This window comes from Halioglobus sp. HI00S01 (genome assembly GCF_001635445.1).
GTDB classification, from domain to species: Bacteria; Pseudomonadota; Gammaproteobacteria; order Pseudomonadales; family Halieaceae; genus Halioglobus; species Halioglobus japonicus.
On record NZ_LWEE01000387.1, the window covers coordinates 1 to 25843 of the forward strand.

General features: G+C 56.6%; 16 protein-coding genes. 11 read left to right on the forward strand and 5 right to left on the reverse strand.

Annotated elements, in window-relative coordinates; translation table 11 throughout:
* The 3 genes from A3709_RS21035 to A3709_RS21045 all read left to right on the forward strand — a co-directional run.
* A partial coding sequence (locus A3709_RS21035) for a hypothetical protein (RefSeq protein ID WP_231871276.1) occupies window positions 1–426 on the forward strand: 426 nt, incomplete at its 5' end.
* A gap of 327 nt (window positions 427–753) precedes the next feature.
* Window positions 754–2841 carry an LruC domain-containing protein gene (locus A3709_RS21040; RefSeq protein WP_197484350.1) on the forward strand — a complete coding sequence of 696 codons (2088 nt, stop codon included), beginning with the start codon at window positions 754–756 and terminating at the stop codon, window positions 2839–2841.
* An 8-nt stretch (window positions 2842–2849) separates the two neighbouring features.
* Window positions 2850–3791: a hypothetical protein gene (locus A3709_RS21045; protein WP_231871277.1), complete on the forward strand. Its 942-nt coding sequence runs from the start codon at window positions 2850–2852 to the stop codon at window positions 3789–3791.
* Window positions 3792–3858: 67 nt separating this feature from the next.
* Here A3709_RS21045 and A3709_RS21050 read toward each other — a convergent pair whose 3' ends face one another.
* Entirely contained in the window at window positions 3859–4695 is an 837-nt protein-coding gene (locus A3709_RS21050; protein ID WP_066059398.1) for an ATP-binding protein, read from the reverse strand.
* Between the two features lie 371 nt (window positions 4696–5066).
* On the opposite strand from A3709_RS21050, the gene A3709_RS21055 reads away from it, so the two are divergent.
* The 5 genes from A3709_RS21055 to A3709_RS21075 all read left to right on the forward strand — a co-directional run bounded on the left by A3709_RS21055 (window position 5067) and on the right by A3709_RS21075 (window position 16716).
* Entirely contained in the window at window positions 5067–5540 is a 474-nt protein-coding gene (locus A3709_RS21055; RefSeq protein ID WP_066059402.1) for a hypothetical protein, read from the forward strand.
* Window positions 5541–5632: 92 nt separating this feature from the next.
* Window positions 5633–9835 carry a vWA domain-containing protein gene (locus tag A3709_RS21060; protein WP_066059405.1) on the forward strand — a complete coding sequence of 1401 codons (4203 nt, stop codon included), beginning with the start codon at window positions 5633–5635 and terminating at the stop codon, window positions 9833–9835.
* Between the two features lie 157 nt (window positions 9836–9992).
* Window positions 9993–10448: a hypothetical protein gene (locus tag A3709_RS23480; RefSeq protein ID WP_156507885.1), complete on the forward strand. Its 456-nt coding sequence runs from the start codon at window positions 9993–9995 to the stop codon at window positions 10446–10448.
* Between the two features lie 92 nt (window positions 10449–10540).
* Window positions 10541–13948 carry a GEVED domain-containing protein gene (locus A3709_RS21070; protein ID WP_156507886.1) on the forward strand — a complete coding sequence of 1136 codons (3408 nt, stop codon included), beginning with the start codon at window positions 10541–10543 and terminating at the stop codon, window positions 13946–13948.
* A gap of 152 nt (window positions 13949–14100) precedes the next feature.
* Complete coding sequence (locus tag A3709_RS21075; RefSeq protein WP_066059414.1) at window positions 14101–16716, forward strand: GEVED domain-containing protein; 2616 nt, start codon at window positions 14101–14103, stop codon at window positions 16714–16716.
* 24 nt (window positions 16717–16740) lie between these two features.
* Here A3709_RS21075 and A3709_RS21080 read toward each other — a convergent pair whose 3' ends face one another.
* The 3 genes from A3709_RS21080 to A3709_RS21090 form a co-directional block, all read right to left on the reverse strand.
* A complete protein-coding gene (locus A3709_RS21080) occupies window positions 16741–18387 on the reverse strand; it encodes a GEVED domain-containing protein (RefSeq protein ID WP_066059417.1) in 1647 nt (548 codons plus the stop codon).
* A 352-nt stretch (window positions 18388–18739) separates the two neighbouring features.
* Window positions 18740–19150 carry a S24/S26 family peptidase gene (locus tag A3709_RS21085; RefSeq protein WP_066059420.1) on the reverse strand — a complete coding sequence of 137 codons (411 nt, stop codon included), beginning with the start codon at window positions 19148–19150 and terminating at the stop codon, window positions 18740–18742.
* Window positions 19147–20043, reverse strand: coding sequence for a hypothetical protein (locus A3709_RS21090; RefSeq protein WP_066059423.1), 897 nt, complete (start codon window positions 20041–20043; stop codon window positions 19147–19149). The genes A3709_RS21085 and A3709_RS21090 overlap by 4 nt, the downstream gene beginning before the upstream one ends.
* A gap of 163 nt (window positions 20044–20206) precedes the next feature.
* Here A3709_RS21090 and A3709_RS21095 point away from each other — a divergent pair, with 163 nt between their 5' ends.
* The 3 genes from A3709_RS21095 to A3709_RS21105 all read left to right on the forward strand — a co-directional run bounded on the left by A3709_RS21095 (window position 20207) and on the right by A3709_RS21105 (window position 24126).
* Window positions 20207–22573 carry a C25 family cysteine peptidase gene (locus A3709_RS21095; RefSeq protein WP_066059426.1) on the forward strand — a complete coding sequence of 789 codons (2367 nt, stop codon included), beginning with the start codon at window positions 20207–20209 and terminating at the stop codon, window positions 22571–22573.
* Between the two features lie 237 nt (window positions 22574–22810).
* A complete protein-coding gene (locus tag A3709_RS21100; protein ID WP_169843805.1) occupies window positions 22811–23077 on the forward strand; it encodes a PqqD family peptide modification chaperone in 267 nt (88 codons plus the stop codon).
* Window positions 23074–24126, forward strand: a complete 1053-nt coding sequence (locus A3709_RS21105) for a radical SAM/SPASM domain-containing protein (protein WP_066059432.1) — start codon at window positions 23074–23076, stop codon at window positions 24124–24126. Before A3709_RS21100 ends, A3709_RS21105 begins: the two co-directional genes overlap by 4 nt.
* A 7-nt stretch (window positions 24127–24133) precedes the next feature.
* On the opposite strand, the gene A3709_RS21110 is transcribed toward A3709_RS21105, so the two are convergent.
* Complete coding sequence (locus tag A3709_RS21110; protein ID WP_066059434.1) at window positions 24134–25783, reverse strand: ABC transporter ATP-binding protein; 1650 nt, start codon at window positions 25781–25783, stop codon at window positions 24134–24136.
* Window positions 25784–25843 lie beyond the last annotated feature (60 nt).

Here is a 25843-nt window from a genome sequence, read left to right on the forward strand (position 1 = left end):
GTGGGTTACCACATGGCCAAATCCTTCCTTGAGCCGCAAGCGTTCGATTGCAGCTACAAGCCCTCCGAGGCTGAGAAGAAGATTCCCGAGCAATTGGCAGACAAATGGTCGCAGGGTGATACGGATGCCCTGGCGATGCTGTGGGCCGATAACGTCAAGTACGAAAGTTGGGTGGGTATCGGCAAGATACGCTCTGTGTATCAGGAAATCTTCGACTGTACGACCAACAGAAAACTAGTCATTCGCTCCACCGAGTGGACCCGAGATCCGGTGACTGTCACGGGAGAAGCGATGCTATACGCCACGGGCTGCGGTTGGTGGCCTGAGGGTAAACTGTTCAAGTACTCACTCACGCTCAATGCGGCGGGTGAGATCGATCAAATGTTCTGGTGGTGGCGAGACGAATTTCAGGTGGCATCCCTGTAATCCCAATACGCGCCTCGCTGGCGCTTCTACCGCAGCGCAGGCATGAGGTTCACGCCTCATTTCTGCGCTTTCTCTGCTTGTCTGACTGAAACACTGGCCCCGCCAAGCCGATAGGAACACTACGTCGTTCACAGTGGCTGAGGGGCTTCCCGGTATGGGTTGCAAAACGCAAATAATTTCGGGACACAAGCATGCTAGCGATGCGCGCATTCTGACTGTAGCCCTTGTAACCACTACGTTTCACGACACTGGCAAGTTCCTTGCTTTACCAACGGAGGGCTATCAGAAAGATACATGTAGATGAGGGTCACGAAAGGATTATTGAAGGTGTCGCTCGCCACTTCATTGATGTGTTTGAGTGGCATTGTTAACGCATCACCATTCTCTTCGTGTCCTACGCAGGCGTTTCTCGTTCAGGGTTCGACAGCGAAACTCTACGGTGTCGATCTCTCAACGGGTTACGTTGAGACGCTAGCCACAAACATCGGTACCAGTAGCAAGTACAACGGTGTGGGGTTCAACTACGAGGACGGCTATATGTATGGTTGGAGTTACGAGCACAAAACCATTGCCCGTCTTGGGGAAGATTACAGCCTCACGCCACTCACCCTGACACAGCTTATCGACGATAATTTTTTCGTGGGTGATGTCTCGATTAACGGTAGTGACTATTACATTTACAAACGCGGCAGCGGTGGCACCCACGGACTGTGGCGGATTTCCCTGGACGAGAGTTCGGGCAACTACCTCAACCCGCAGCGCATCACCGATGGCAGTTCATTGTCGCTATCAATATACGATATGGCCTTCCACCCAAGCAATGGGACGTTGTACTCTGTGACCTCTGCAGGTGATCTGGTCGCCATCAATCCCGACAACGGTACAGTAAATTTCATGGGTCGGTTGCCTGAGCGCGGTACCTTCGGGGCGGTATATTTTGATCTGGACGGCAGATTGTATTTCAGCCGCAACACCGACGGCCGTATTTTCCGCGTGGATGTCAGCAGTAGCGATCTTGAGGTGGAGCCCTACGCCCAGGGCCCGAAATCCTTCCAGAACGATGGCGCCCGCTGCGCGTTGGCGCCGGTAGCACCACTACCTACCACCGAGATCGATTTTGGTGATGCTCCCGACAGTTACGGCACTTCCTTTGACAGCAACGGCGCCCGCCATCAACTCGAGGACGGTGCTCCCATCCTCGGTACTCTTGTCGATAGCGAGGTCCAGGCGCCTCTTGGGGTTGAATCGGACGACAGCATGGGTTCTGACGATGAGGACGGTGTCAGCTTTATCACCGACATCGCCGCCGGACAAAAAGCGTTAATCTCGGTAAAAACCACTGGGAACGGTTATGTAAACGCTTGGATTGATTTCAATATTAACGGCGAGTTTGAAGACGATGAGCAAATTCTTCAGGGTCGTGTGATCAACGACGAGACACAAGTCCTTTCCCTGGATATGCCTGCAGATCTGCAAACTGGCTCCAGCTGGGCGCGATTCAGAGTGTCCGATACGCCTAAATTGCCGCCCACCGGCGGTGCCAGCGGCGGTGAGGTCGAGGACTATCCGGTTGAACTGTATGGCCGCCGGGTCACTACCAGCTACTACCCCTCCGAAAGCGGCAGTGTGACGTTGGCGTATGAGGACCTGTGGCCCGCCACCGGCGACTACGACATGAATGACCTGGTGATGAGCTACAGCACTCAACTTATCACCGTTGCGCTGGACAACGACCCGGCTAACCGTTCGGTGTACTCCATCGAAGTATCCGGAGAGATTCTCGCTATTGGCGCCTCGATACACAGTGGTTTTGCCGTGGAAATTCCTGGGCTGCCACGCTCGGCCGTGGATCAGGACAATATGTCACTGAAGATTAACGGCACCTATCAGACCCGCGCATTCCTCGAGGAAGGTGCCGGTTATGAGAATGCGGTGTTTATTGTCTATGACGACGCCCACGACTACGTCACCCGCGGCGAAGGCTGCGAGTTCTTCCGCACGGAAGACTATTGCGGCGGTACGTCTGAGAGCCGCTTTACTCTCTCGGTGCCGGTGAGTGGCGATGTGTCTGACGACGCCATTGACGATCTGCTGTTCAATCCCTTTATCTTTGGCGAGAGCGCGCGCCGAATTGAGGTGCACCTGAAGGGCAAACCGCCCACAGGGAAAGCTGACACAAGCCTGCTTGGCAGTGGCGATGATGCCTCGAACCCGAGCGCTGGCCGTTACTACCAGACCGCGTCCGGCCTGCCCTTTGCCATCGTGATCGGCGACTCCTGGGATCACCCGGAGGAGGCTCACGATCTCGCGCAAACATATCCCTCGTTCGAGCCCTATGCGAGCAGCGGCGGCAGTACCAATAGCGATTGGTACCGCACCGAAAACGCCGTAACCTCAAAACTGTTCCAGGAGTAATGTTCATGATGACGTCTATCAGAGCCTTACTTAAAGCTGGCCTCACGGCCGCTGCCCTGGCAGCCATGGGCGGGTGTATTAGCAGCCCCCTGCCGGTGGGATCGATTGCCATACTGTACCGCTGGGATGATCGCCAGAGCGCGGTGGCCACACGCACCGGTGAGGCCCATGAAGAGGAGGGCGGCTACTTCAGCGGCGACTTCGATTTCAGCGACGTCTTGACGGACTATCCGGAACTCGCAGAGCGCCCCGATGAGCCGATTCTCATCGAAGCCTGTGCCGAGGAAACCTGTTACCGGGTCGTGGTGTTCGGCAATATGTTCAGCTTGTCCGCCGAGGGACTGGTCAACGGGTACGCATCGATGAATGCCATCACCACAGCCATGGCCAACCAGGTGTTGAATCTGCCAGTGGAAGAGGTGCGCCCGGCGCTGGATGTGCTCGCCGGTCGGCTCACCGCCAGCGGTGAACAAAACTACGCGGCGTTTGCGGCCCTGGACCCGGAGCGCAAGCCCAAGCACATCGCCCGGCTGGTCAACGCGCGGCTATACGATACAGCTGAACAAATGATGCTCGAGCAGCCCGGCTTTGGTGTGGACGCCTTGCTGGGGCAGTCTGCCACCGAAACCATTGACCTGGTCGTACCTGACGGTTTCGATTTCGATGACTCCTTCAAGATTAGCGTTGATGTGAATGTGTCATCCATGCTGGAAGAAGAGGCGTTTCTGCTGGTCTGTGCTGAATACGAAGAGAGCGGGGCGGGCTATGAGATTGACTTCGACGCCTGTCAGCTGCGGACGGCGTTGATTGGCGGCCGTTACGTCGGAGAGTTGAATCTCACAGGCACCTCTACGGAACTGCTGGTGGTCGTTCTGCCCATGGAGTCTCCTGAGGATGCGCTCTACTTCCCATGGTCACAGCAAGAGGATGGCAATCGTCTACGGATTTAAGCGGTTCTTTGGTTGCGCGGCGAGGGGTAGCTCCAAACTCGTCGCGCTTTTTTTTTTGCCTGAGAAATTACCGGGCCTGCGGGCCCGCGGCCGCCGGCAGCAGTATCGTGACGTCGGTACCCTTACCTGGCGTGCTGACAATGCGCACACCGCCGCCAGCGTCGCTGGCAAAGCGCTGCACCATTTTCAGTCCCAGCCCGTGGCCCTCCTGATCGCGCGAATCGCACAAGCGGCATTCACAGGATCCTGGCTGTAGCAGGCACCTAATCTGCTCCGATCCCATGCCCACGCCATTGTCGGAAACGGTTATCTTCACATAGTTGCCGGGCGCCAGTTCCTCACCGCGACCGACACTGGCCTGCTCGAGTATCAGGCGGATTCCCCCGTCGTGTTTCCCTTTCACGGCTGACCGCGCGTTCAGGCACAGGTTAAGAATGGCCGATTCGAGGAAGTGGGCATTCACGGTGGCATAGAGCCCCTGCTCGGGCTCTGAGTAGCTGACCCTGCCCTGAAATACGGTGCGATGGGTCCAGCCGTACACAACACTCATACTGTAGTTCACTCTTGCGACAGAGATGAGGTCCTCGCCATTGTCGTTTTTGCTAGACAAGCGAGTTAGGTTGGTGATGGCGTCCTGAAGGGCGCACAGCGCATCGCCAATTTCCTCATTGGCGCGCTGGGTGTTTTTATCCTGCTCTTGCACGAGCAGAAACAGATTGGTGAAGGCGATATGCAAGAGGTTGTTGAGATCATGTACGGCGCCTTGCCGTAGGTGCTCTGAATCGCTTTTGGCAGGTGGGGCCGCACGTGGCGATAGTTCCCGGAAGGCTTGAGGGTCATAGGGGCCTGCGGGAATACTCTCTGCGTGATAGGTCTGGGGGTCGTTCGCCGTATTGGCTTGCATAACGAGAGTCCTTCTTCGGGCCTGTGAGGGCCCTGTCAGTGTCAGTGACATCTTCCATGCTTGTCTTGGTCGCCTGACGCTCTTGTATCTATGGGCAGCGTTCGGCGGTTACCACGCGTTCTTTTGAATATAGTCACAACGCTTGATTTCTGCCCAGCTTTTGGGCTGCTGACCATATTCTCATCCTTATCGACGCCATGGCTTGAATCTTGAGCGTACTTGGCGGAGGAGGCCACCCATTGCGCGTAATCCTTAAGTTACCCTCATGTGAGTCGATAAAAGCAGTGTGTAGCGATGCTGTGTGAATGGCGCACAGCGCCGCCGCGAAGTTGTTGTAAAGCTTGCGTACACAAGCGAAGAGGGCGAGGGCGATGCAGAAAGAACAGCTAAAGTTTCGGTGCTTGGGCGCTGTCCTGCTTTTATCTACTTTGGTGCTTGGTGGGTGTGCCTCCGGCGATTGGGCCAGCTACAACTACGGCCCCGCCGACTGGCTTCACGACCGCGGCATTGGCACCTGGGAAACCATTTACAACTACGAAAAGTTGGCGGATCCAGAGATTCGGATTCATCGCGTTTCCAATGTGCAGGAAATCTGCGGCAACTTCTTTGCACTTGGCTGCGCCAAGTTGCAGGGCGACGTGTGCGATATATGGATAGGTGAGCGCGGACAGCGCAGCACTTTGGATCACGAGCTTCGCCACTGTCATGGCTGGGACCATCATCGTGTGGACCATTCCTTTTGGTATTCAAGGGACCGCAGCAGCAGAGAGCGCGAGCTGGCGCGGGCAGGGGGTTGGTATCCCAGTCGCAGTGTTACAGCGACGCAGGTAGCGGCCGAATTTTAGTCTTGAGAGCGTGGGTGATCGAATTATGCCTGCCTTGACTTCGTTTGGATTCAGGGCGAAGCTGTTCCGGAAGCTGATTCAAGGGTAACGGATTGCGCCTTTTTTCTATAGCGTCACGTGCTGCCAGTACCGCGCTGGTGGCCACAGCAGTTGTCACACTAACCTTCGTGGCAAGTCACGAGGGGCACGCAGTTGTACGTGCTACAGAAAGCCCGGTCGTCAACCCGGATCTCGATCAGGCCTGTGGCCTGAACGTGTTGATGATTCTCGATGAGTCGGGCTCTATCGGCAGTAACGCTGGCAATGTTCGCACGGCGTTCAAGGCATTTACCGCCGCGATTAAGAACACCAGTTCGTCCATGGCGGTGGCGGAGTTTTCCAGGGTGGCCAGGCTGCCAGGCATCGGACCGTTCCAGCCCGGCGACTACATTACCGTTACCGACCAGACCAAAGTCTTTCTCGACGATTACGTGGATTCTGATTACAACCCTAATGGTAATACCAATTGGGAGGATGGCCTGCGCATGGGTATTGCGGGGTCTGCTTTCGCACCTCGCCCCTCGTTCAACGTACCTCACCTGACGGTGTTTATCACCGACGGCGATCCCACCCGCGTGATTCGAAACGATCGCGTGACTACAGCTGAGTATTACAACAAGGTTCCTCTGGAAAACAACGAAACCACCGATTCCAACAAAAACCCGGCGGCCGACCGCGCTGTGGCCAATGCCAATAACCTCAAGTCACAGGGCTCGCATATTCTTGTGGTGGCTGTGGGCAAAGGCGTTACCTCTCCGTCTTCTTTGGATCGCATTAAGAAGATTTCCGGTGACGACGTTTATCCTGACGATGGCGACCCCTTCGATATCAGCACCGATGACGTGTATCGGCAGCCGAATTTTTCAGAATTGGAAGACGCGTTGCGCGAAGCAGCATTCCAGCTGTGTTCGCCTTCAGTGACTGTAGAGAAAATCCTCGACCTCACCCCCGACCCTGGCACCACCAGCGATGGGGTTCCTGGCTCCAACTGGGGCATTACTGGTGATGTGGACGCTCCGGGCAATGGCGATTACGCCTGGATCCTGCCGGTACAGGAAGACCCTGCCACTGGCCCAAAGAGCACACTCACGGATGCCTCGGGATTTGCAACGTATCAATGGCGTCCTGCAGACGAGGTCGGTCCTTCGGGCTTTACTGCCACCGAAGTTGTTCAGGCTGGCTTTACCAATGACCCCGGTCTCACTAACTGCACCTTCCGCACGCCGGATACACCCGATACACCGCTAAATCTCGATGATGTCGGCGATGGCTTCTTTGAGATCACGGTGCCGGAAGAATCTATTGTCACCTGTAAGCTGTTTAACCTGGCGGATCCCGCGCCCTCAATCACTTTGGAAAAACTTACCGACGGCCTGGACGCGGATACGCCGACAGGGCCAACCATCCCACGTGGCGATGCTGTGAACTGGACTTACGAGGTAACCAACGCCGGGAACACCACGCTCAGCAGTATCAGTATTACGGATGTGGTGACTGAACCCAATGCGTTTCAGGGTGAAGTGCAGCCCGTAAATTGTCCCAAGACGGAGCTGATACAGGGGGAATCCATGTTGTGTACCGCCACCGGGGTGGCGGGCGAGACGCCGCAAGGCAACTCATTCAGCGGGCAATTCCGTAACGATGCCACCGTGAATGCGGTGGACAGCTATGGCACGCCAGTGTCGGCTGCTGACCCTTCTCATTACTTTGAGGTTGAACCGGGCGTCAGCATTGAAAAATTCACCAATGGTCAAAATGCCGATCGGCCCCCGGGTCCCTTTATACGTCAGGGTCGCAATGTTGAATGGCGCTACGAGGTGCGCAATACCGGAAATGAACCACTCTCTGATGTCGTCGTAATCGACGATCAGGGCGTGTCAGTGTTCTTCCGCAGCGGTGACCTGAACAACAACGGCCTGCTCGAGAAGAATGAAACATGGGTTTATACCGGCAGTGGCACCGCGATCGCCGGGCAGTACGCAAACCGTGGACAGGTAAGCGCTAAGGGCTCTTTCCAGACGGTTTCGGATGCAGACCCCTCGCATTATTTCGGGCTCGATATTCAGGTGGATATTGAAAAGTCCACTAATGGCGAAGATGCTGATACTCCGCCCGGGCCGATATTGGCGCGCGGTGCTGGTGTGAACTGGACATACACGATTAGCAACGTGGGCAACTACCCCATCGACGACTGGACGGTTGTTGACGATCAGTTAGGTGTGGTGGGAACCTGCCCGAACATTGTGTTACTGCCAGGTGGTCCTCCGGCGATTTGCTCAGTGCGTGGCTTCGCAACGGAAGGGCAGTACCGCAATGTGGCGTTGGTCACGGCGGTGAATCCGGCCGGAGGTGCGCCAGCCACCGATACCGACCCGTCTCACTATTTCGGTGCCACTCCTGCTTTGAGCCTGGAGAAGGCCACCAATGGCGAGGACGCCGACATCCCCACAGGTCCCTTCATCGAGGTAGGGGATCCGGTTAACTGGACTTATGAGGCGACGAACTCCGGTAACATCCCTCTGCGCCTGCTTGGTGTGGTGGACTCCAAGTTGCCACTGAGCGAGGTGACCTGCCCGGACGTGGTGCTGAATCCCTCAGACTCAGCAGTGTGCACAGCCAGTGGCACCTCCCAGCCCGGCCAATACACCAACGTTGGTATTGCTCTAGCGGTGCCTGCAGCTGAGGATCCTAACAATCCCAGCAGTGTAGTAGGCGACTTTGACCTGTCCCATTACTTTGGTGCCAGCCCGGGTATTGCCATCGAGAAATTCACCAACGGCATCGATGCCGACACGCCCGATGCGGCCACCCGGATTCCCATCGGCGATCCGGTGGAGTGGGGCTACGTCATTATCAACACAGGCAACGCCGCGCTTGAGGATGTCGCGGTAACTGATAATCGGGGCGAAGTACCTGTCTATAAGAGCGGAGACGACAACAACAACAGTCTGCTGGATGTGGGCGAGCAGTGGCTCTATGAAGCCCAGGGCGTGGCCGCGTCAGGCCTGTATGCCAACATCGGTAGTGCATTCGGCAGAGATCCACTGGGTTCTGTGGTAGAGGACGAGGATCCCTCGCATTACTTTGGCTTCGAGAATGCCATCAATGTGGAGAAGTCTACCAATGGCGAGGACGCCGACGTGCCTCCCGGGCCCAATCTGGACGTGGGTGACGCGGTTACCTGGGAATATGTGGTGACCAATACCGGTGCCTCAGCCACGCCGCTAGAACAGGTGATATTGGAGGATGACCAGTTGGGTATTATCGCCGGCCCGCAAATGGGCGACGATAACAACGATGGCATACTCGATCCAAACGAAACATGGATCTACACCGTAGGTGGTGTCGCCCAGCAAGGGCAGTACGCCAACATTGCCACTATTACCGGTATTGGCCCTGACAGCGAAGAGGTCGATGATATTGACCCCTCTCACTACTTTGGTGGCGAGAGCTCGCCCGGGTTGTCGATAGAAAAGTATACCAACGGGGTGGATGCCGATGCCCCGCCGGGCCCGCTGCTGGAGGAGGGTTCTCCAGTGATTTTTGTCTACGTGCCACAGAATACAGGTGACGTGCCGCTAGAGCAGGTTGAAATCACCGATGACCAGGGCGTGCAGGTATTCTGTGCCGGAGGAAATCCTATTGCCGAGATTCCTGTCGGTGGTTTCGGCTACTGTGTGGGTCTTGGGACAGTAAGTCTAGGCCAGTACAGTAATCTGGGCACGGCGGTGGGTACCAGCCTTCTGGGTGATGCTCTGATTTCGAGTGACCCCAGCCATCACTTCGGTTATGTCGATGAGAAAGTTGGAGATCTGGCGATCGATATCGAGAAAGCCACTAATGGTGATGACGCTGACAACCCGCCAGGGCCCTTGTTGCAGGTAGGTTCTACCGCCAATTTCACATACCAGGTGACGAACGAGAGTTCGGTGCCGGTGGCTACTGTCTTGGTGACCGATGACCAGGGCGTGACGGTGGACTGCCCCTCGGGCAACCCCATTCCTGTCATGATGCCGGGCGCTACCGAGACCTGTACGGGCGACACGGTCGTTACCAGTGGGCAGTACCGGAACGAGGGCACCGCATCCGGCGTGGGCCCCGGCGTTCTGCCCGATACCGTGGAAGACACTGACCCCAGCCACCACCGCGGCCTGTCCCGCAACGAGCTGTTCGGCGTGCCGGTGATGCCGCTGTTCTACCTGGTGATGTCTGTATTGGCCCTGGCGGCCCTCATAGGCCACGCCCGCCGCAAATAAAACCCTGGGGTCAGGTCTTATTTTTCTCAGACAAGGGTTTGTCTGAGAAAAATAAGACCTGACCCCAGGGTTGTGGTTGGTCGAAAAATAACCACCCTGCGAATTCCTGTCTATACTTCAGAGAAGCTGAAGTCGCTGAACACGCGGGAGGTACAGGATGTACCAGGGAATGCTGTTTGCGTTAGTCATTGTGTTGATGAGTCTGCTCGTCTTGAGGACCTACGGCAGCTGGCGGGATGCCGGGGCCAGTCAGCCGCCCTCCAAACGCAGAACCCGACAATCAGCCGCGGTCGAACCGTGGCACTCCGTTTCTTGCGTGGGCAATTGCCCGGCACTCAATACCTACAAAGGCAAGCGCTTCCTGGTGGCTAGTGTGCCACCGCTCCCCGTCCCCGGTTGTAAGGCAGATCACTGCGACTGCAGGTATGTGCACTACACCGACCGTCGTGACGATATGGATGAGCGCCGTGGCCTGAACGGCTTGCGTGCTGAGCTTTATACCCAATCGGGCAAGGGTGACCGCCGATCGCGCAGCGGCGGGCGCCGATCTGAGGACCGCCTCACCTTTCATTGGTCGCATTTAGTGACTGCCGTCAATCAATATAGTCTGTGAACCTGTTCACCTTGTGCTGATGCAGCGGGTTACCCTCTCTCATGGATTCTGTTAGTGTCGTCCGAACATCCAGAACAAATAGACTAGCTCCCATGTTTGCTAGACCTGCCAGCGTTGGGACCCCCCGGCTTAAGGCGCTGCTGTCAACGCTTACGGCTGTGATGTTTGCGAACACCAATATTCATGCTGCCGTTGATGTCCCCCAATTGTCTGTCCCTGAAACGGATTACGGCGACGCAGCGGGCTATGGCGATGCCGGTCACCAGCAGAGTGGGCTGCTGGAAACGGTGGTTGCGTCCGGTGTGGGCGACGCCTGGCAGACCGTGAGCTTACGCACGGTATACGACAGCCCCGTTATCGTCTGTGCACGCGAACTGGATAACGCTGGCCTTACTGAGGCGGGAGTCAGGGTCAACAACCGCACCAATAACAGCTTCGATGTCAGGCTACAGGTACCCAGTGACCAGCCAGGCTCCGCGGCATCCGATGTGTATTGTCTGGTTGCGGAAGAGGGTGATTACGACCTGACTGCCGTGGGCGGGCCAAAGTTCGAAGCGCGGACGACAGAAGCCACCGAGACCAACGGTTTCGAGCTGTTCTTCGGCTGGGACAGCGCCGACACGGTGAATATAACCCCAGCCCTGGCCCAAACTTATACATCGCCCGTCGTGTTGGGCCAAGTCATGAGCTTTAACGATTCCCGTTACAGCCAATTCTGGACCCACGATTGTACTGACAGGGCCAATCCGCCCACGGGGGCGGCCATCTGCGTCGGTAAGCACGTGGGTAAAAACGACGACCTCACCGTGCGCAACAACGAGACCCTGGGTTATATGGTCTTCGAAAGCGCCAGCGGCACCATCAACGAACGCAACTGGGTTGCGGCGGTGGGCCCTGCGTTTGTAGAGGGCGTGGACAATTCGCCGCCTTACACCTATGGCCTGACGGGCAATTTTGCATCGGGCACCGTTACCCAGACGGCCGAGATTGGCGGGCAGGGCGGATTTGCAGTGCTGTTCGGTGGTGACCCTCTCGCCGATGGAGAGTTGGACCTTGCCATTGACGAGGACACCACGTTTGACGACCGCACACATCTTGCCGAGCGCGTGGCTTATTTCTTGATGGAGACGGCCGAAGGTATCCTGCTGCAAGAGCCCTACATGGGTTCCAACCCGGGTGACCGTGAGGACCCGCAGTCAGATGCCAATGCGCTGGCGGATGATCTTAACGACACCAGCGTGCGCGGCGTTGGCAGTGACGAGATGGGGGTGAGTCTGGCGCTGTCCTTCACGCCGACGCTGACACTTACAGCGACAGTTCGAGCGCAAAACCCGACAGCCGGCGACGTGACGCTTTGCGGCTGGATGGATGGGCCGGTAGTCAATGGCAGTTTTGACGCCGGTGAAGTGGCCGAGGAAGGTTGCGTTGCAGTGGCTCCCGGGTCTTCAGATCAGACACTTACATGGACTGGTTTGCCTGAGTCCGGGTATACCACGTTCCTGCGTTTCAGGATCAGTAGCGACCTATTGACTGCTGCCGATGCAGTCGGCATTGCCACGGACGGTGAGGCGGAGGATTTCATTGTGGAGGTCATCCCGCCACCGTCGCCCGAGAGGGACTTTGGCGATGCACCGGAAGTTGATTACGGGGATGCTTTTCATGGCCATGCGCCCTTGTTGGAGACGCGGGAAGTGTCCGGCAGCGGCGACAATTGGACTACTGTGAATCTGCGCGGCGACTATCAGGACCCGGTCGTGGTTTGCACGCCCATTTTGTCCTCTGCTGGGGATGCCGAGCGAGTGATTCGCGTTCGTAATGTAGCGAGCGAGAGTTTCGAAGTCCGTGCACAGCGCCCCGGCGGGGTATTTGTGGGTAATTGGCAAGCTTCCTGCCTGGTGGTGGAGGCGGGCGACAGCACCCTTCCTGATGGACGTCGCATTGTCGCCGGCACAGTGGAGTCTGACCTCACTAGTGGCAGCACACTGGCAGCCGGATGGTTGACCAGCCAGACAGAGAATGTGAGCCCGGCGCCGGCGTTTGCTGAGCCTGCAGTCTTCGGCCAGGTCATGAGCTTTAACGATACTCGTTTCAGTGCGTTTTGGAGTAACAACTGCAGCGCACGCACGGCACCGCCCGATAGTGGTGGCATTTGTGTTGGCAAGCATGTGGGTGAGGATACATCCGGTCGTGGTTCTGAGACTCTCGGCTATATCATCGTGGAGACTACGGGCGGCACCATCGGTAGCGTTGCCGCTAATGGCGCAGCATATGAAGTGTTTCTTGGCACAGATTCCATTCAGGGTGTTGGAGGGACGCCACCGCCCTATACCTATGCGCTCTCATCCTCAGACTACGTTTCTGGTGTGGCCATCCACGCCGCTATGGATGGTGCAGATGGAGGTTGGGCGGTGCTGCTGCCACCCAACGCAATGACTGATCCTGTTTCCGCAGGAGAAATTAACCTGGCGATAGATGAAGACACTATCGGTGATGGTGAGCGCAATCACACGGCAGAACAAGTGGCTGTCTGGGTGTTCGATCGAGAAAATGCCTTTGTGACCACCGGGCCACATCTCGGTGTGATTCCGCCCGATCTTGAAAGCGCTTCCCAGTACAGTGCGGGCGCTGACGGCGATGACACCAATGATACGAGCGAGGTAAGTGCCGGTAACGATGAGGACGGGGTGATCTTCACTTACACCTCGCCGGGCACTATTCAGGCCAGTGTGACGGTCAACAATTTTGCCTATACGGATGCAACGGTCTGCGCCTGGCTGGATGTGCCCAACCTGGCAGGAGTGGCAGATGGCAGCTTCGATGTGTCTGATCTTGGCACGCCCGGTTGCGTGACCGTCTCACCTAATACCGACGTGCCCCAAGCGCCGGTGCTGTTCTCCTGGAATGGCTTGCCCACCTCAGTGTCCTACTCTACCTATGCGCGTGTTCGGATCAGTACAGATGCACTTACTGCGGCAGATTCCACTGGTGGCGCCAGTGATGGTGAGGTGGAGGACTACCAGATCGTTGTGGATCCAACAGCGGTGACCCTGGCGAGCTTCGGTCTAGAGGCAATGCCGATCGAACAATTTGTGGGATCCGAAGGGGCGCCGGTGCAGGTATTGCTGGCAATGCTCGCAAGTTGGGATGAAAGCCAGGCTGGACTGCTGGAAGATAGCTCACGCGAAGACATCGCCGCCGCGCTGATCGACTATCTTGATCCCGATGGTGACGGCCAGGTCGCGCAGTTGATTTGGGAGACCGTCGAGGAGCGTGGTACTTTGGGTTATTATATAGAGCGGAGGAGTAACAGTGGACATTGGACGCGGATCAACAATCGTATGCTGCCCTCGCTGCCCATCGCACCCATGGGTGCGCAATATCAACTGCTTGATCCAGAGGCGGACCTGCAGCAAGTGTTGCATTACCGGTTGATTGAGCAAGAGGCGAGAGGTAGTAAGCGTACCTATGGTCCGTTCGTGCTGGAAGTGCCGAGCCGATAGGTGGATGTCATGCTTTGGTTAGCTGTGCGCGCCTCAAAACTGAACCCGCAAGGCCCCAATACGCAGGGGTGGGATGCCTGCGCTGACTCATCATTTCGGAACAGATTCAACATATGCGAATAACGAATATTGGTATAACAATTGCCCTAGCCTTGAGTACAGGGCTGGCGGCCACGCAGTCTTCCGCTTATAGCTTTGACTGGGCGGCTGCCACTCGCACTGATCTTGGCAGCGGTGTGTTCACCTATGTTGATACTGTGTCTGGGGTGGGTGCTGATATTCTCGTGAGGGCGACCATAACTCCGCAGGACGTGCAAGATGCCTCGAGCCTTTTCGAGGAAGGTACTCCCTGCACAAATAGCTGCGCATTTGGTGCCCCCTTCGGTCAGCTTGAACTGGCGGCTAATCACGGCAGCAGTGCTGCAAATCCCGATCAACGGGTCGAGATTACGATTGAGTTTTTTGAAACGGATGGAAGTACTCCGGTCGGTGTCAGTGTAGATACAGTGGAGGTGAACGATGTTGATGCCGGCGATAGTGGTGGTTCCAGTTTTGCTGACGGTTATCGAGTTGAGGGTTTTCCTGTATCTGTCGCGACGAGTGTGCCGCCCACTAGTTTTATACCAGGCGCTCAACATGATGTGATTGGAGTGAATGGCGTTCGGCCCGCGGTCACGACCGGTTCGTCTTATGGGCCTGAGTCCAGGTTCACCTTTGGCTTCGAAGGTCGGCAAGCCATCGAGAGAATAGTCTTGACCTGGTTTCCGGTCGTGGAACAGCTTCCGGTGTACCCGTTTCCAAATGACAACCCCACGGTTCAGGGGTCGAGCATATCTGGATTTAGCTTTGAGCGGGGCGCTGCTTTCAGCGATTTTGGCGATATCGATGGTTATGCGGATGCTTCGCATTCTGCAGCTGCGCTCATTGAAACGCGAGAAGTCTCGGGCTCTAACGACGATTGGGTCACTGTCAATTTGAGAGGGAAGTTCGTCAGTCCGGTCGTGGTGTGTACCCCGGTATTGCCTTCAGTTGGTGATGACGAGAGAGTCTTGCGTGTGCGCAATGTCGGAAGTGGTAGTTTCCAAATTCGAGCACAGCGTCCCGGGAAGGCGTTTTCTGCACCAGTAGACTGGGATGCTACCTGCCTGGTTGCTGAATCAGGTGAACAGACTCTCCCAGACGGTCGTCGCATCCTGGCAGGGACGGTAACGTCAACCGAGACAAATTATGGGGTTGCGAATAATGCCTTTTGGAACCCGGCCTCCACAGTGGATGTCACACCGCCGGTTCCATTTGCACAACCTGCCGTGTTCGGGCAGGTGATGACATTTAACGACGAGCGCTTCTCTGTATTCTGGAGTAATGATTGCGTGTCGGAGCTATCTCCACCAGATGCCGATGGTATATGTGTGGGCAAACATGTAGCAGAGGATGTGGGTATCCTCGAAGATGATGGGCCTCGCGCAAACGAAACGCTCGGATACGTTATAGTTGAGACCAATACAGGCACGACTGGGCTTGAAGCAGAAAATGGGGTCGCCTATGAGGTGGCTCTGGGGCCTGATTTTATACAAGGAGTGACCAATCCCTCGACCCCTCCAGGATACACCCTTACGCCAGCGGCGACTGTGTACGTTTCAGGGGTCGCAACTTTGGCGGCGATGGATGGGTTCAATGGCGGTTGGGNGGTGCTTTTTGGTACGCCGCCTATTCAACCGCCGAACCCTGGNCTGATAAATTTACGCATTGACGAAGACACCATTCAGGATGACGAGCGACAACATACGACGGAGCAGGTCGCATATTGGGTCTTTGATCGGCAGAACGTTCTTTTGACCGCTGGGCCATATCTGGGTGTGGTTCCGCCCGATCTCGAAAGCGGCTCCCAGTCCACTGTGGGCGCTGACGGCGATGACATCAATGATACGAGCGAGGTGGGTGCCGGTAACGATGAGGACGGGGTTGTCTTTACTTACACCTCGCCGGGTACTATTCAAGCCAGCGTGACTGTCAATAATTTTACCGGGACGAATGCAACGGTCTGCGCCTGGTTGGATGTGCCCAACGTGGCAGGGGCGGGCATCTTCGATGCGTCTGACCTTGGGGCGCCTGGCTGCGTGACCGTCCCAGCTAATTCGGCTGTGCCTCAGGCACCTGTACTGTTCTCCTGGACGGGCTTGCCCACCTCGGTATCCTACTCTACCTACGCACGTGTTCGCATCAGTACAGACGAACTCGATGAGAACGACTTCGCTGGCCAGGCCAGTGATGGAGAGGTTGAAGACTACCAGATCGTTGTGGATCCTACAGCGGTGACCTTGGCCAGCTTCAGCCTCGAGGCAATGCCTATCGAACAGTTGCTGGGACCCGGAGGAGCGCCGGAACAGGTTTTGCTGGCAATGCTCGCCAGCTGGGACGAAAATCAAGCTGGACTTCTGGACGATGCCTCACGCGAAGACATCGCCGCCGCATTGATCGACTATCTTGATCCCGATGGTGATGGCCAGGTCGCGCAGTTGATTTGGGAGACGCTGGAGGAGTACGGTACCTTGGGCTTTTACGTTGAGCGGCGCGGAAGCGAGGGGCGGTGGAACAGGGTTAACCAGCGGATGCTGCCAGCGCTACCCATTGCGCCCATGGGTGCGGAATATCAGTTGCTCGACCCCGAGGCGGACCTTCAGCAGGTATTGCGTTACCGTCTGATTGAGCAGGAGGCGCGAGGCAGTACTCGGACATACGGTCCGTTCACGCTGGACGCGTCACCCTGATGCGGGGCAACGCACAACAGCTTACTAGCGAAGTTCCAGTTCATATGGTCCGTAGGTGTTCTTGCCGCCGCGGGCCTCTTGCTCGATCAACCTGTACTCCCAGGTGCCTGAGGACACGGCGGGATCTACCAGCTGATACTGCCCACCCATGGGCGCGATGAGCAGCGAGGGTAACATTCTCTCGTTCACGGATTGCCACTCGCCGCCCGGGGTTCTGCGCTCCACGTAGAAGCCCAGTGTGCCTTGTTCTTCCAGGGTCTCCCAGATAAGCAGCGCCACCTGGCCGTCTCCGTCGGGGTCGAGGTAGTTGGACAGTGCCTCAATGTTGGCGTCGCGGTCGTCAGAGACCGTTTGTGCTGCCAGCGCCGGTGCCCAGACCTCCAACACACCGTGCAGCGAGTCGTTGTCCAAGGCTCCGATGCCAGAAGCATCCAGGTAAGCGTCCACTGCAGTCGGTTGCAGTTCAATATTGCCGATAGTCACGGCTGTGGGGTCGTAGACAATCCGATAGTCTTCTACCTCGCCGTCACTGACCACGGTGTTAAAGTCGGCTGTGGTCAGAGGATCGGAGGAGATGCGCACCCTGGCGTAGCTGGCGAACTCCCCGGTATTCGTCCAGGTAAACTCAACAGGTGGGTCCAATGGCCCTGATATTTCGGTTTCGTTCGAACAGCGGCCTTCCTCTGTGGTGAACGTATTGCTTTCATCCAGGTCGACCCAGGCGCAGACGTAATGCGTGGCGATTTCGCTGACGTTCACGATGCTTGCGGTAAGGATATTAGGTGTTTCACCGGTGGACGCCGTAAATGTCACGCCGTCTTCGTCATTGATCGCGTCGTTGTTGTCGTCGCCCACTGCGTCATCGCCCGGAGCGGCGTGTGGTGTTGGGTCTTCAAAATCCGGTGCAATATCACCCAGGTAGATAACATTGCCTGAAGCGGTGTGTTCGGGGTCACCGTAGGTGATGGGTGCATCACCGCGGTCGCTTACGGCAGGCGGCAGGGTGAACGTGAAATCTGAAATAGTGATCGCCTGGCCGGATGGGAGAAGGCTGGAACTCGAGCCGGCGCCATGGGTAATGGTGATTCTGGAAACAAGGTCGGCGCCATCGAAATTTGTGGTCAACCAACTGACGGGGTTTGGATAATCGACAGAAACTGTGCTAGTGGACTCATATGCTGTGGCACTTATCGTATTGATGTTTGTGCCCACGGTCACGTTATTTGGAGACACCGGGATGTTGCTGGCATCAAACCCCTGGATATCTATACGGTCAGAAAACCCCCCTGACAAAAAGCCTGTTGGTGGCGCGCTGTCGATATCCTTAATGATCAAGTTTTGTACTGACACTGCAGGATCAAAGGCTATCTCAGTTACAGTTCCACTGGTAGCTAAGAAAAAGTCATGGAATATTCTCAGCTCCTCATTGCCCGAAACGGTGAATAGCGCGGGTGACGGCGCAACTAGCTCGCCGGTGTTGCCTGAAAATGAGACGGTCACCTCCACGCTACCGGTTCCGTCTGAGAAGTTGAAGGTCTGCGTGTTGGTGGTGTCATTCTCGACGAAGCTGGGTGAGAGATTGTCCCAATCGAAATCAAAGGCGTGCGCGCTGGCGCTGGATAGAATCGAGGCGCCGAGGCCGAGAGTGAGCGCTGTGTGCTTGATCGACATGAGGTTAGATGCTTTTCAGTGTGTAGTTGTTCGCGCTACTAATATACCAGTATTGCCAAGCGCGGCCCAAGCTTGGTGCTATAGGTGCGAGCATGGTCACGCTCTTCCCAAGAAACGTTTGTCAACAATAAAGGAATTGCTTGGCTGGACCGGCTCGCTTGGCTTTATGCCGGTTCTAATGTCGTCCCAATAGATCCGTACAGTCTTTTCAAAATCGAATAAGGACTAGCCAACTACATCAGCCGCGGTCTTTTCTACAAATGGGGCTTTTACAGTTTGTGAGCACGTTCACGCCATTGGGTCACAATCTAGTGGAAGCGGGTTCCCGGAGGAGTCTGGGTATTAGTGATAACTAAACGGTTTTCCTCGGTACTAGCTTTGCCGTGGCTAGCCGGGTCAGGTGCCAGGCGAAGGCCAAGCAGCATGTTAGGCGCTTCGTGGCCTGGGTGCGCAGCGGCTGGCCCTCAATTTCAATAACCCGCCCCACGACCCTGGTTATGGGGAGCAGGGCGTCTGGCCGAGGTTCACGGTCTGCCTTGCATAGCAGGCGTTCTCCGGGAAGAGTGCCAAGTAAGCGGTGCACAAGCATACTGTCATGGCTGGTGGTGAACACCAGAACGTCACCGGGTAGGTATTTGTTCGCTTTCTGGGCTGTAATACAGGACCCAGGACACAATGTGGGCATCATGCACTCGCCATTGACAGTCAGCGTGAGTGCCTCGCCCTCGCGCAGTACCTCGGCGATATGCGCCCTTGAGGTCATGTATGGTTGGCCTCAAGTATGCGGGAATAAATCGTCGTGAAGTCATCTCCTGCCCGCGATTTGAGCTGGTGAAATGGGAGTATCGCAAGAATCTCCAGCAGAACATCCTCCAGCTGGGGTCCGCGTGAATGCAGGGAATTCACTGTTGGGGCACAGGCCATCAGCCGGCCGAAGGCGACCCCCGGAGACAGGGGCTCTACAGCCAGTTCATTGCCTTGGCACAGCCAGAACAAGCCCGCTACGGGGTAGGGGCGGTTACCCTGGCACGCTGTCTGCCCGAGGTCTCCGGCGAAGGGTACTGGTGCTACCTCGTAGCCGCCCTCTGGGGAGGGGAGTAGTAGATTACCGTCATCACTAAGGATAGTCGCGCCGGCCTCCAGTGCTTTGGCGGCGAGGGTTGATTTACCAGCGCCTGAGCGACCCAGGCACAAGTACGCCTTGTCGTTGACGACGACCCCGGCGCTGTGCAGCAGCAGTCCACGCAACTCTAGAGCCATGAGTGCGCTTAGGATTCGCAGGAAGTTTTCGAACACCACCGAGGTAGCGGCCTCGGTGGCGGTGTTGGTGTACAGCACTCCACCGGCGTCGGGGGTGAGGCTGATTTCGCCGCGGTAGTCGACACCCTCCACGCTCAGTTTGGAGTCGGCAATTTCTTCAATCAATTGTCTGTAGCCGGTTTGAGGGTCGTTATAGCGCTCTATAGAGTGCCTCTGAAAAGCCTTTTCAGCGGCACAAATGGTCGCCTGGCAGCGTTGGATGCTCGCCTGATCAGGGTTCAAACCATAGCGCTGCCTGATGGGCGCACACTGCTCTTGCGTCAGCCCCTCAATGCGGAACTGGAAGCCGGCGAACGAGAGATCTACGTGCTGTTCGCCCCAGGTGGCGAGTTCCATCTGACAACCTTTTGCTCGTTGTGTGACGCGGATCATATCACGGTGCATTTGTGGTCTGCAGCAACGTTTACAGGGAAGGTGATAGGGACGATAATTGGGGGTCAAGATCGCTTTGGCTGTCCAGATGACAGCGTGCGATCTATCAAATCGATGGGAGAGGTTAATGCCACTATCAGGCAAGTACAATGCAGCGAGAGCTGGCATCGGCGCAGCGGCGCTGGCGCTCGGCTTGATTGCCGCCAGTGCCGGTACACAGGCAGCATCGCGTAGCAGCGAGCAGGCAGCGTGGGGCGAGTGGCAGGCTATTAGCGGCGGCTTTGTAGGGCGTCGTCGCGAGCCCCACGGCATGGGAGTGAGCCGCGCTGACCGACAAGCGCTGCCATCGCCCGCAAAACTATCACGCAATAGTTTCCGCGGTAGCGATTTTGCTGCTGTCTCGTCCAAAGTGTCTGTGCCGCCCTCGGGACATGTTTGGCTATATACCCAGGGTGACGGGGTCCAAAGCGTTTCGATTGCTAAGCTTGCACTGAAGATGGGCAAATCCGAGGCAAGCATCCGTGATCGAGCAGACCGGGGCAGACTCGTGCTGCGTAATGGCCGCAAAGGTGTGGCCTGGTACTACGACGCCGCGGGCGATTCGATTCAATTTGTTGCAGAGACATACGATACATTCTTCACGAGCGAAAATGCCTATCACCTGAAATTCGGTGGTGGCAAGCGTGCGCTGAGAATGGCCGTCGCCGTGGGTGAGGGCCCCGCAGAAACTGCTCTGACTGCCTTCCAAGAGACCCTGTTGTTCGAAGAAGAGCCGGACATGGTGTACATCCCATGGGCAGTTGCCGAGGAGCCCGAGGCAGACTTTTGGTTCTGGGATGTGTTGAGCACCGGTTTTCCCGACTTTATTACCCGTGAATTTACATTCGATGCCCCTGATCCCGATGTATCTGGTAATGCGAACCTGCGGGTGCGCCTTCGTGGAGCCAGCGAATTACAGACAGGCGACGACCATTATGTGACGGTAGCGCTGAACGGTGTCGATGTGGCAGCGCAAAGTTTCGATGGCTTTCAGGAAGTGGTCATCAGCGCGGCAGCTGTGCAGGACTATCTAATGGTGGATGGCACCAATACGGTAGCGCTGACAATTTCAGGTATTCCAGATGGCGGAAGCCGGGTTTATGTTGATGACATTGAACTCGATTACCAGCGCCAACCTGTTGCAAAAGACGGTTTTTTACGCCTGCACAATGCCGTGGGAGGCCTTCAGTCGGTCTCTGGCTTTTCTAGTGATCAGATCAGTGTGTATGAAGTGGCCGATGGTGGTTCATCCGTGCGGCAGGACGTTGCAGTGGTGGACGGCGGCACCGATGGTTTTATCGCTTCTTTCGACGCACTCGCTGGCGCAGACTATGTGGTGATGCAGCAGGGTACAGCTGCACTTCCTGAAGTCGCGATTGATGAGCGGTCCTCTCTGCAGAGGCGTTCCAATGGCTCTGATTACCTGATCATCGCGCCTCGCTCGCTTACCGAGTTTGCTGAGGAATTGGCAAGCTATCGCCGTCAGATGTTTGGCGCGGTCAAGATTGTATGGATGGAAGACATCTACGACCAATACGCCCAGGGCCGCAAGGATCCGGCTGCAGTGACGTTATTTATGGAAAAAGTCCGCAAGCGCTGGAGTCAGGTGCCTTCCTACGTGGTGCTGTTGGGCAAGGGCAGCCTCGATTTGAAAGACCGGATGGGATATGGCGATGGCATTCTCCCTGTGCGGTTCGTGTCAACTCCGTGGTCTATCGTGGCGTCTGATGACGCATTGCTCGGCAATGACGGCCGTAATGACCTGGCCATAGGTCGAATCGCGGTAACGACTAATGAAGATGGCTTGCTGTATCTGCAGAAAATGCAGGCCTATGAGGAAGATTTGCTTTACGGCAACTTCGCCTCGCATGACAAGGCGGTACTTTTTGCCGACAACGCTGATTCCGCTGGCGATTTCCCTGCCAATACCGTGGAGAAGGGCGCATACCTGGGCAACGAGGGCGGCTTCTTTACGGTTGAGCAGAACGTTCACGTGAGTGGCACCGCCGTGCGCACAGCGTTCAATGACCCTGAAACCTGGAATTCCGGCTATGTCTCTTATGATGGTCACGGTTCCACCCAGCAGCTGGGTAATTATTCAGAGAACTTCTTTAATGAAAGCGCAGCAGCGAGCCTCACAAATACTGGCCGCCCGATATTCTCTGCGCTTACCTGTTCCGCGGGCAACGACTGGTATCCTAATTACTTGTCGTTGGCATCGGCACTTGTGCTCAACCCCGATGGCGGCGCCATTGCTGCGCTGGCGCCTGCTGGAGCATCACTTGATGCGGATGCGCATACGCTAGGCATGAGCCTGGCTGAAGGGCTTTTTGAGACCAATGAATCGATTGGCAACGCGGCAACGGCCGCCAAGGCGGCCAATGTAGGCGTGATTCGGGATTTCATGCCGCTGATTTATGACGTAAAGGGTGACCCTGCGCTGAATGCGCGGTAGTGTGGCTCATCAGCAAGGTTCAGGTGGGAGAGAATACGTGAGTACACAAAAGCACGACAATGATACTCGCAGTGGGGCTGGTCAGAAAGTGCGCAAAGCCTACCAGCCGCCAAAAGTGATTAGTATTGAGCGCTTGGAGGCTGCCGCCTCGACCTGTGGGCCGCCGCCCAATCCCAACGGGCCAGGGAAGAGTGTGCCTCTACAATGTTCTACTCTCGGATCATAGCTGGGCCCTTTGTGTTTACTCTCTCCCCCCGCGCCAGGTACCGTGCGGTAGCTGGCGAAGGGGTTGTTATTCAGCTCGATCGCGACCAGATTGTCGTGGTAAATGAACTGGGCCTTGAATTACTCGAACAATTAAAGGCGGGCGCTACGATCGCTCAACTGGCCACCTCTGTCTCTGCAAATTACGAAGTGACGTTTTCCAGGGCGTCTGACGATATAGCGCATTTTATCGCTGAATTGCAGGCACAGGAGCTGGTGAGCCAACAGGCTGAGTCATGACAGCCGACCACTATAGCCGTGTTGTGCTCAGCCGTATTCGCGAGCAACGCCTTCTCCATGATGTCACCCTTGAGCTTACTTACGGCTGCAATCTGGATTGTTTCTACTGCTACAACGATAGAGACAAACCGGGCGAGGCCCTGAGCCTTGCGCAATACCGAACGCTGCTGCACGACCTCGCCGAGATGCAGACCATGTATCTCATGCTGACGGGTGGTGAGCCCATGCTACACCCGCACTTCTTCGCTATTGGTGCGCTAACACGCGAACTCGGTTTTGCGACGACGATACGCACCAACGGCCATTCCCTTGGCGCTCGAAATATCGAGCGCATGCGTGATGAGGTCGACCCCTACAAGGTTGAAGTGTCCCTCCACGGCGCCAATGCCGAAGTTCACGACCGCCAGACGCGGGTGGCGGGTAGTTTTGAGCGCCTGATGGCGAATGTCGCGCAGGCGGTATCTGCGGGGCTCCGGGTAGATATGGTGTGCACGCCAACGAAATGGAATCAGCATCAGATCTCGGAAATGTTTCTATTGTCTGATGCCCTTGGAGTGCGGTTGCGCTGCCAGGGGCCTGTTGCGCCTCGAGACAATGGTGATACTGCGCCACTGGAGCTGCAACCTTCCAGTGCCGTGTGGGATGTGGTGCGTGCTGAGCTCAGTTCTCGAAATCCTCTGCTGGAATCGGAACTTGAGGGGCGGCAGAGTCAGTCTTGCTCGGTCACCGCGACTTGTTCGGTTGGTGTTCAGGGAGTAGACATTGACCCCTATGGCAATGTGCAGGCATGTATTCACTTGCAACGTTCGGCCGGTAATTTGCATGAGCGTTCTATAAAAGATATCTGGACTGCCTCGCCATTGTTTGTCGAGGCACGTGATCGGGCCGAACAGGCGGCTCAGGGCTTTGCCGAGCGCCCGCCCGAACAATACGGTGCGCCGATATATTGCCTCGCGGTAGAAGAGAACGCAGAGAAGGGCTGCAACACTGATACGCCCTTTGATGAGCTGCCCAAAGGCGTAGAGCTTATCCGGCTGATCCCAAGCTGACGCAAGTTTACTTCAGGCGTATTACTCGATCGGCGAGTGCCAGCGTACTCTCGCGATGAGTGATGAGCAGTACTGTTTTGCCTGTCAGGGATTGGCCGCATTCGTGAATGAATGCTGTTTCACCTTCCTCGTCATACATTGACGTTGCCTCGTCCAGAATCAGAATCGCAGGGTTTTTCAACAATGTCCGTGCCAGCGCCAGCCGTTGCCTCTGGCCACCTGACAAGCGCACCCCCTGATCGCCGATCACGGTGTCGTAGCCATCTGGTAGCGCCCTAATAAAGTCGTCAGCCCGAGCGGAAATCGCTGCAGCCTCGATTTCAGCGTTACAGGCGCCAGGCTTGCCGTATGCAATATTTTCCCGCACAGGACCATTGATCAGCAGCTCCCGTTGAGCGACTAACCCGATAGCATTGCGTACCGATTTTATGGTCGCTTCCCGCGTATCGACACCGCCGATTCGAATCACGCCAGCGTCCGGGTCGGCGAACCTCATTAGCAGGTGCACGAGGGTGGATTTCCCCGCCCCGTTGGGCCCGGTGATCGCCACAGTTTCGCCTGCATCAACATGTAAATTCAAGGCTTCCAGTACCTGTGAGCTACCCGGATAGGCAAAGCTGACCTCACAGAAATCGATGCTCGCGCCTGTTGCCTGCAAGTTGGTTGCGCCGGTATCTTCTGGCTCTCGCTGCTCATTGAGAAAATCAACAATGCGCTCAGCTGCCCCCCTTGTTGCTTGAAGTTGGCCATACAGATTGGCCAGGCTTTGAAGCGGACCCATCATCAGCATCGCATAGAACATCAGCGACACCAGTTCAGGTGCTTCCAGTTGGCCTGCCTGAATTTGCTGGTAACCCAGCGCCAGTGCGCCGACCAAACCGGCGCTGCCGATCAGGTTCATCGTGGGCCCATACAGGGAGTCAATCCACAGGCGCTCCCGCGATACCGCCAGCAGGTGTTGCAGGCTCTCGCCAAAACGGCGGTTCTCCAATGGCTCCCGGGTAAATGCTTTGATGGCTGGGAGCATCCCCAGGTTTTCTTCCATTACCGAATAGCTCGCGCTATCGGCATCCACCAGGCGCCGAGACAGTGGCCGCATCCGGCGGCCCAGTATTTTCATGGCCAGCATGTAGCCGGGAAGAAACAGCATCGCAATACCGCCAAGCAGTGGGTTCAGCCACAACATCATTCCCATTGCCGCCAGCAAAGTCACCAGCGCCGGGAGCGCCTGCAACCCACTGCCTGTCACGAAGTGGCTGATGCGACTGGTATCGGCGTAGAGAATGGTGAGCACATCGCCTCGCCGCTGGCTGTGGTGGTAGCTCAGGGGCAGCACCTGCATGTGTTCGTAAAGACGCTGGCGCAGCTCATGGGTGAGCTCCATGCCGGTTTGCCCGATGATATAGCTAGACGCCGCGCTCAGCCCCGCTTTGACAGCGGCCACCAGCAACCAAAGCCCGACAATGGCCCATGGCCCAACAGCCGCTTCTTCAGGCTGCAGCAGGCCGCGAGTGAACACCCCTGCGAGCATTGGCGGCACGATCGAAGCTGCACTTACGCACAGCAGCAGAGCTAGTATCAGGATCAATCGATCGCGATGCGGGGTCAGATACGCCAGCACGGTGCGGAACTGGGTCACAGCTGTGTATTTTGTCATCCGTGTATATTACCCAATGGGTTCAGCTCTTTCCCCCTCAGCTGTTACAATTTGCCCAGA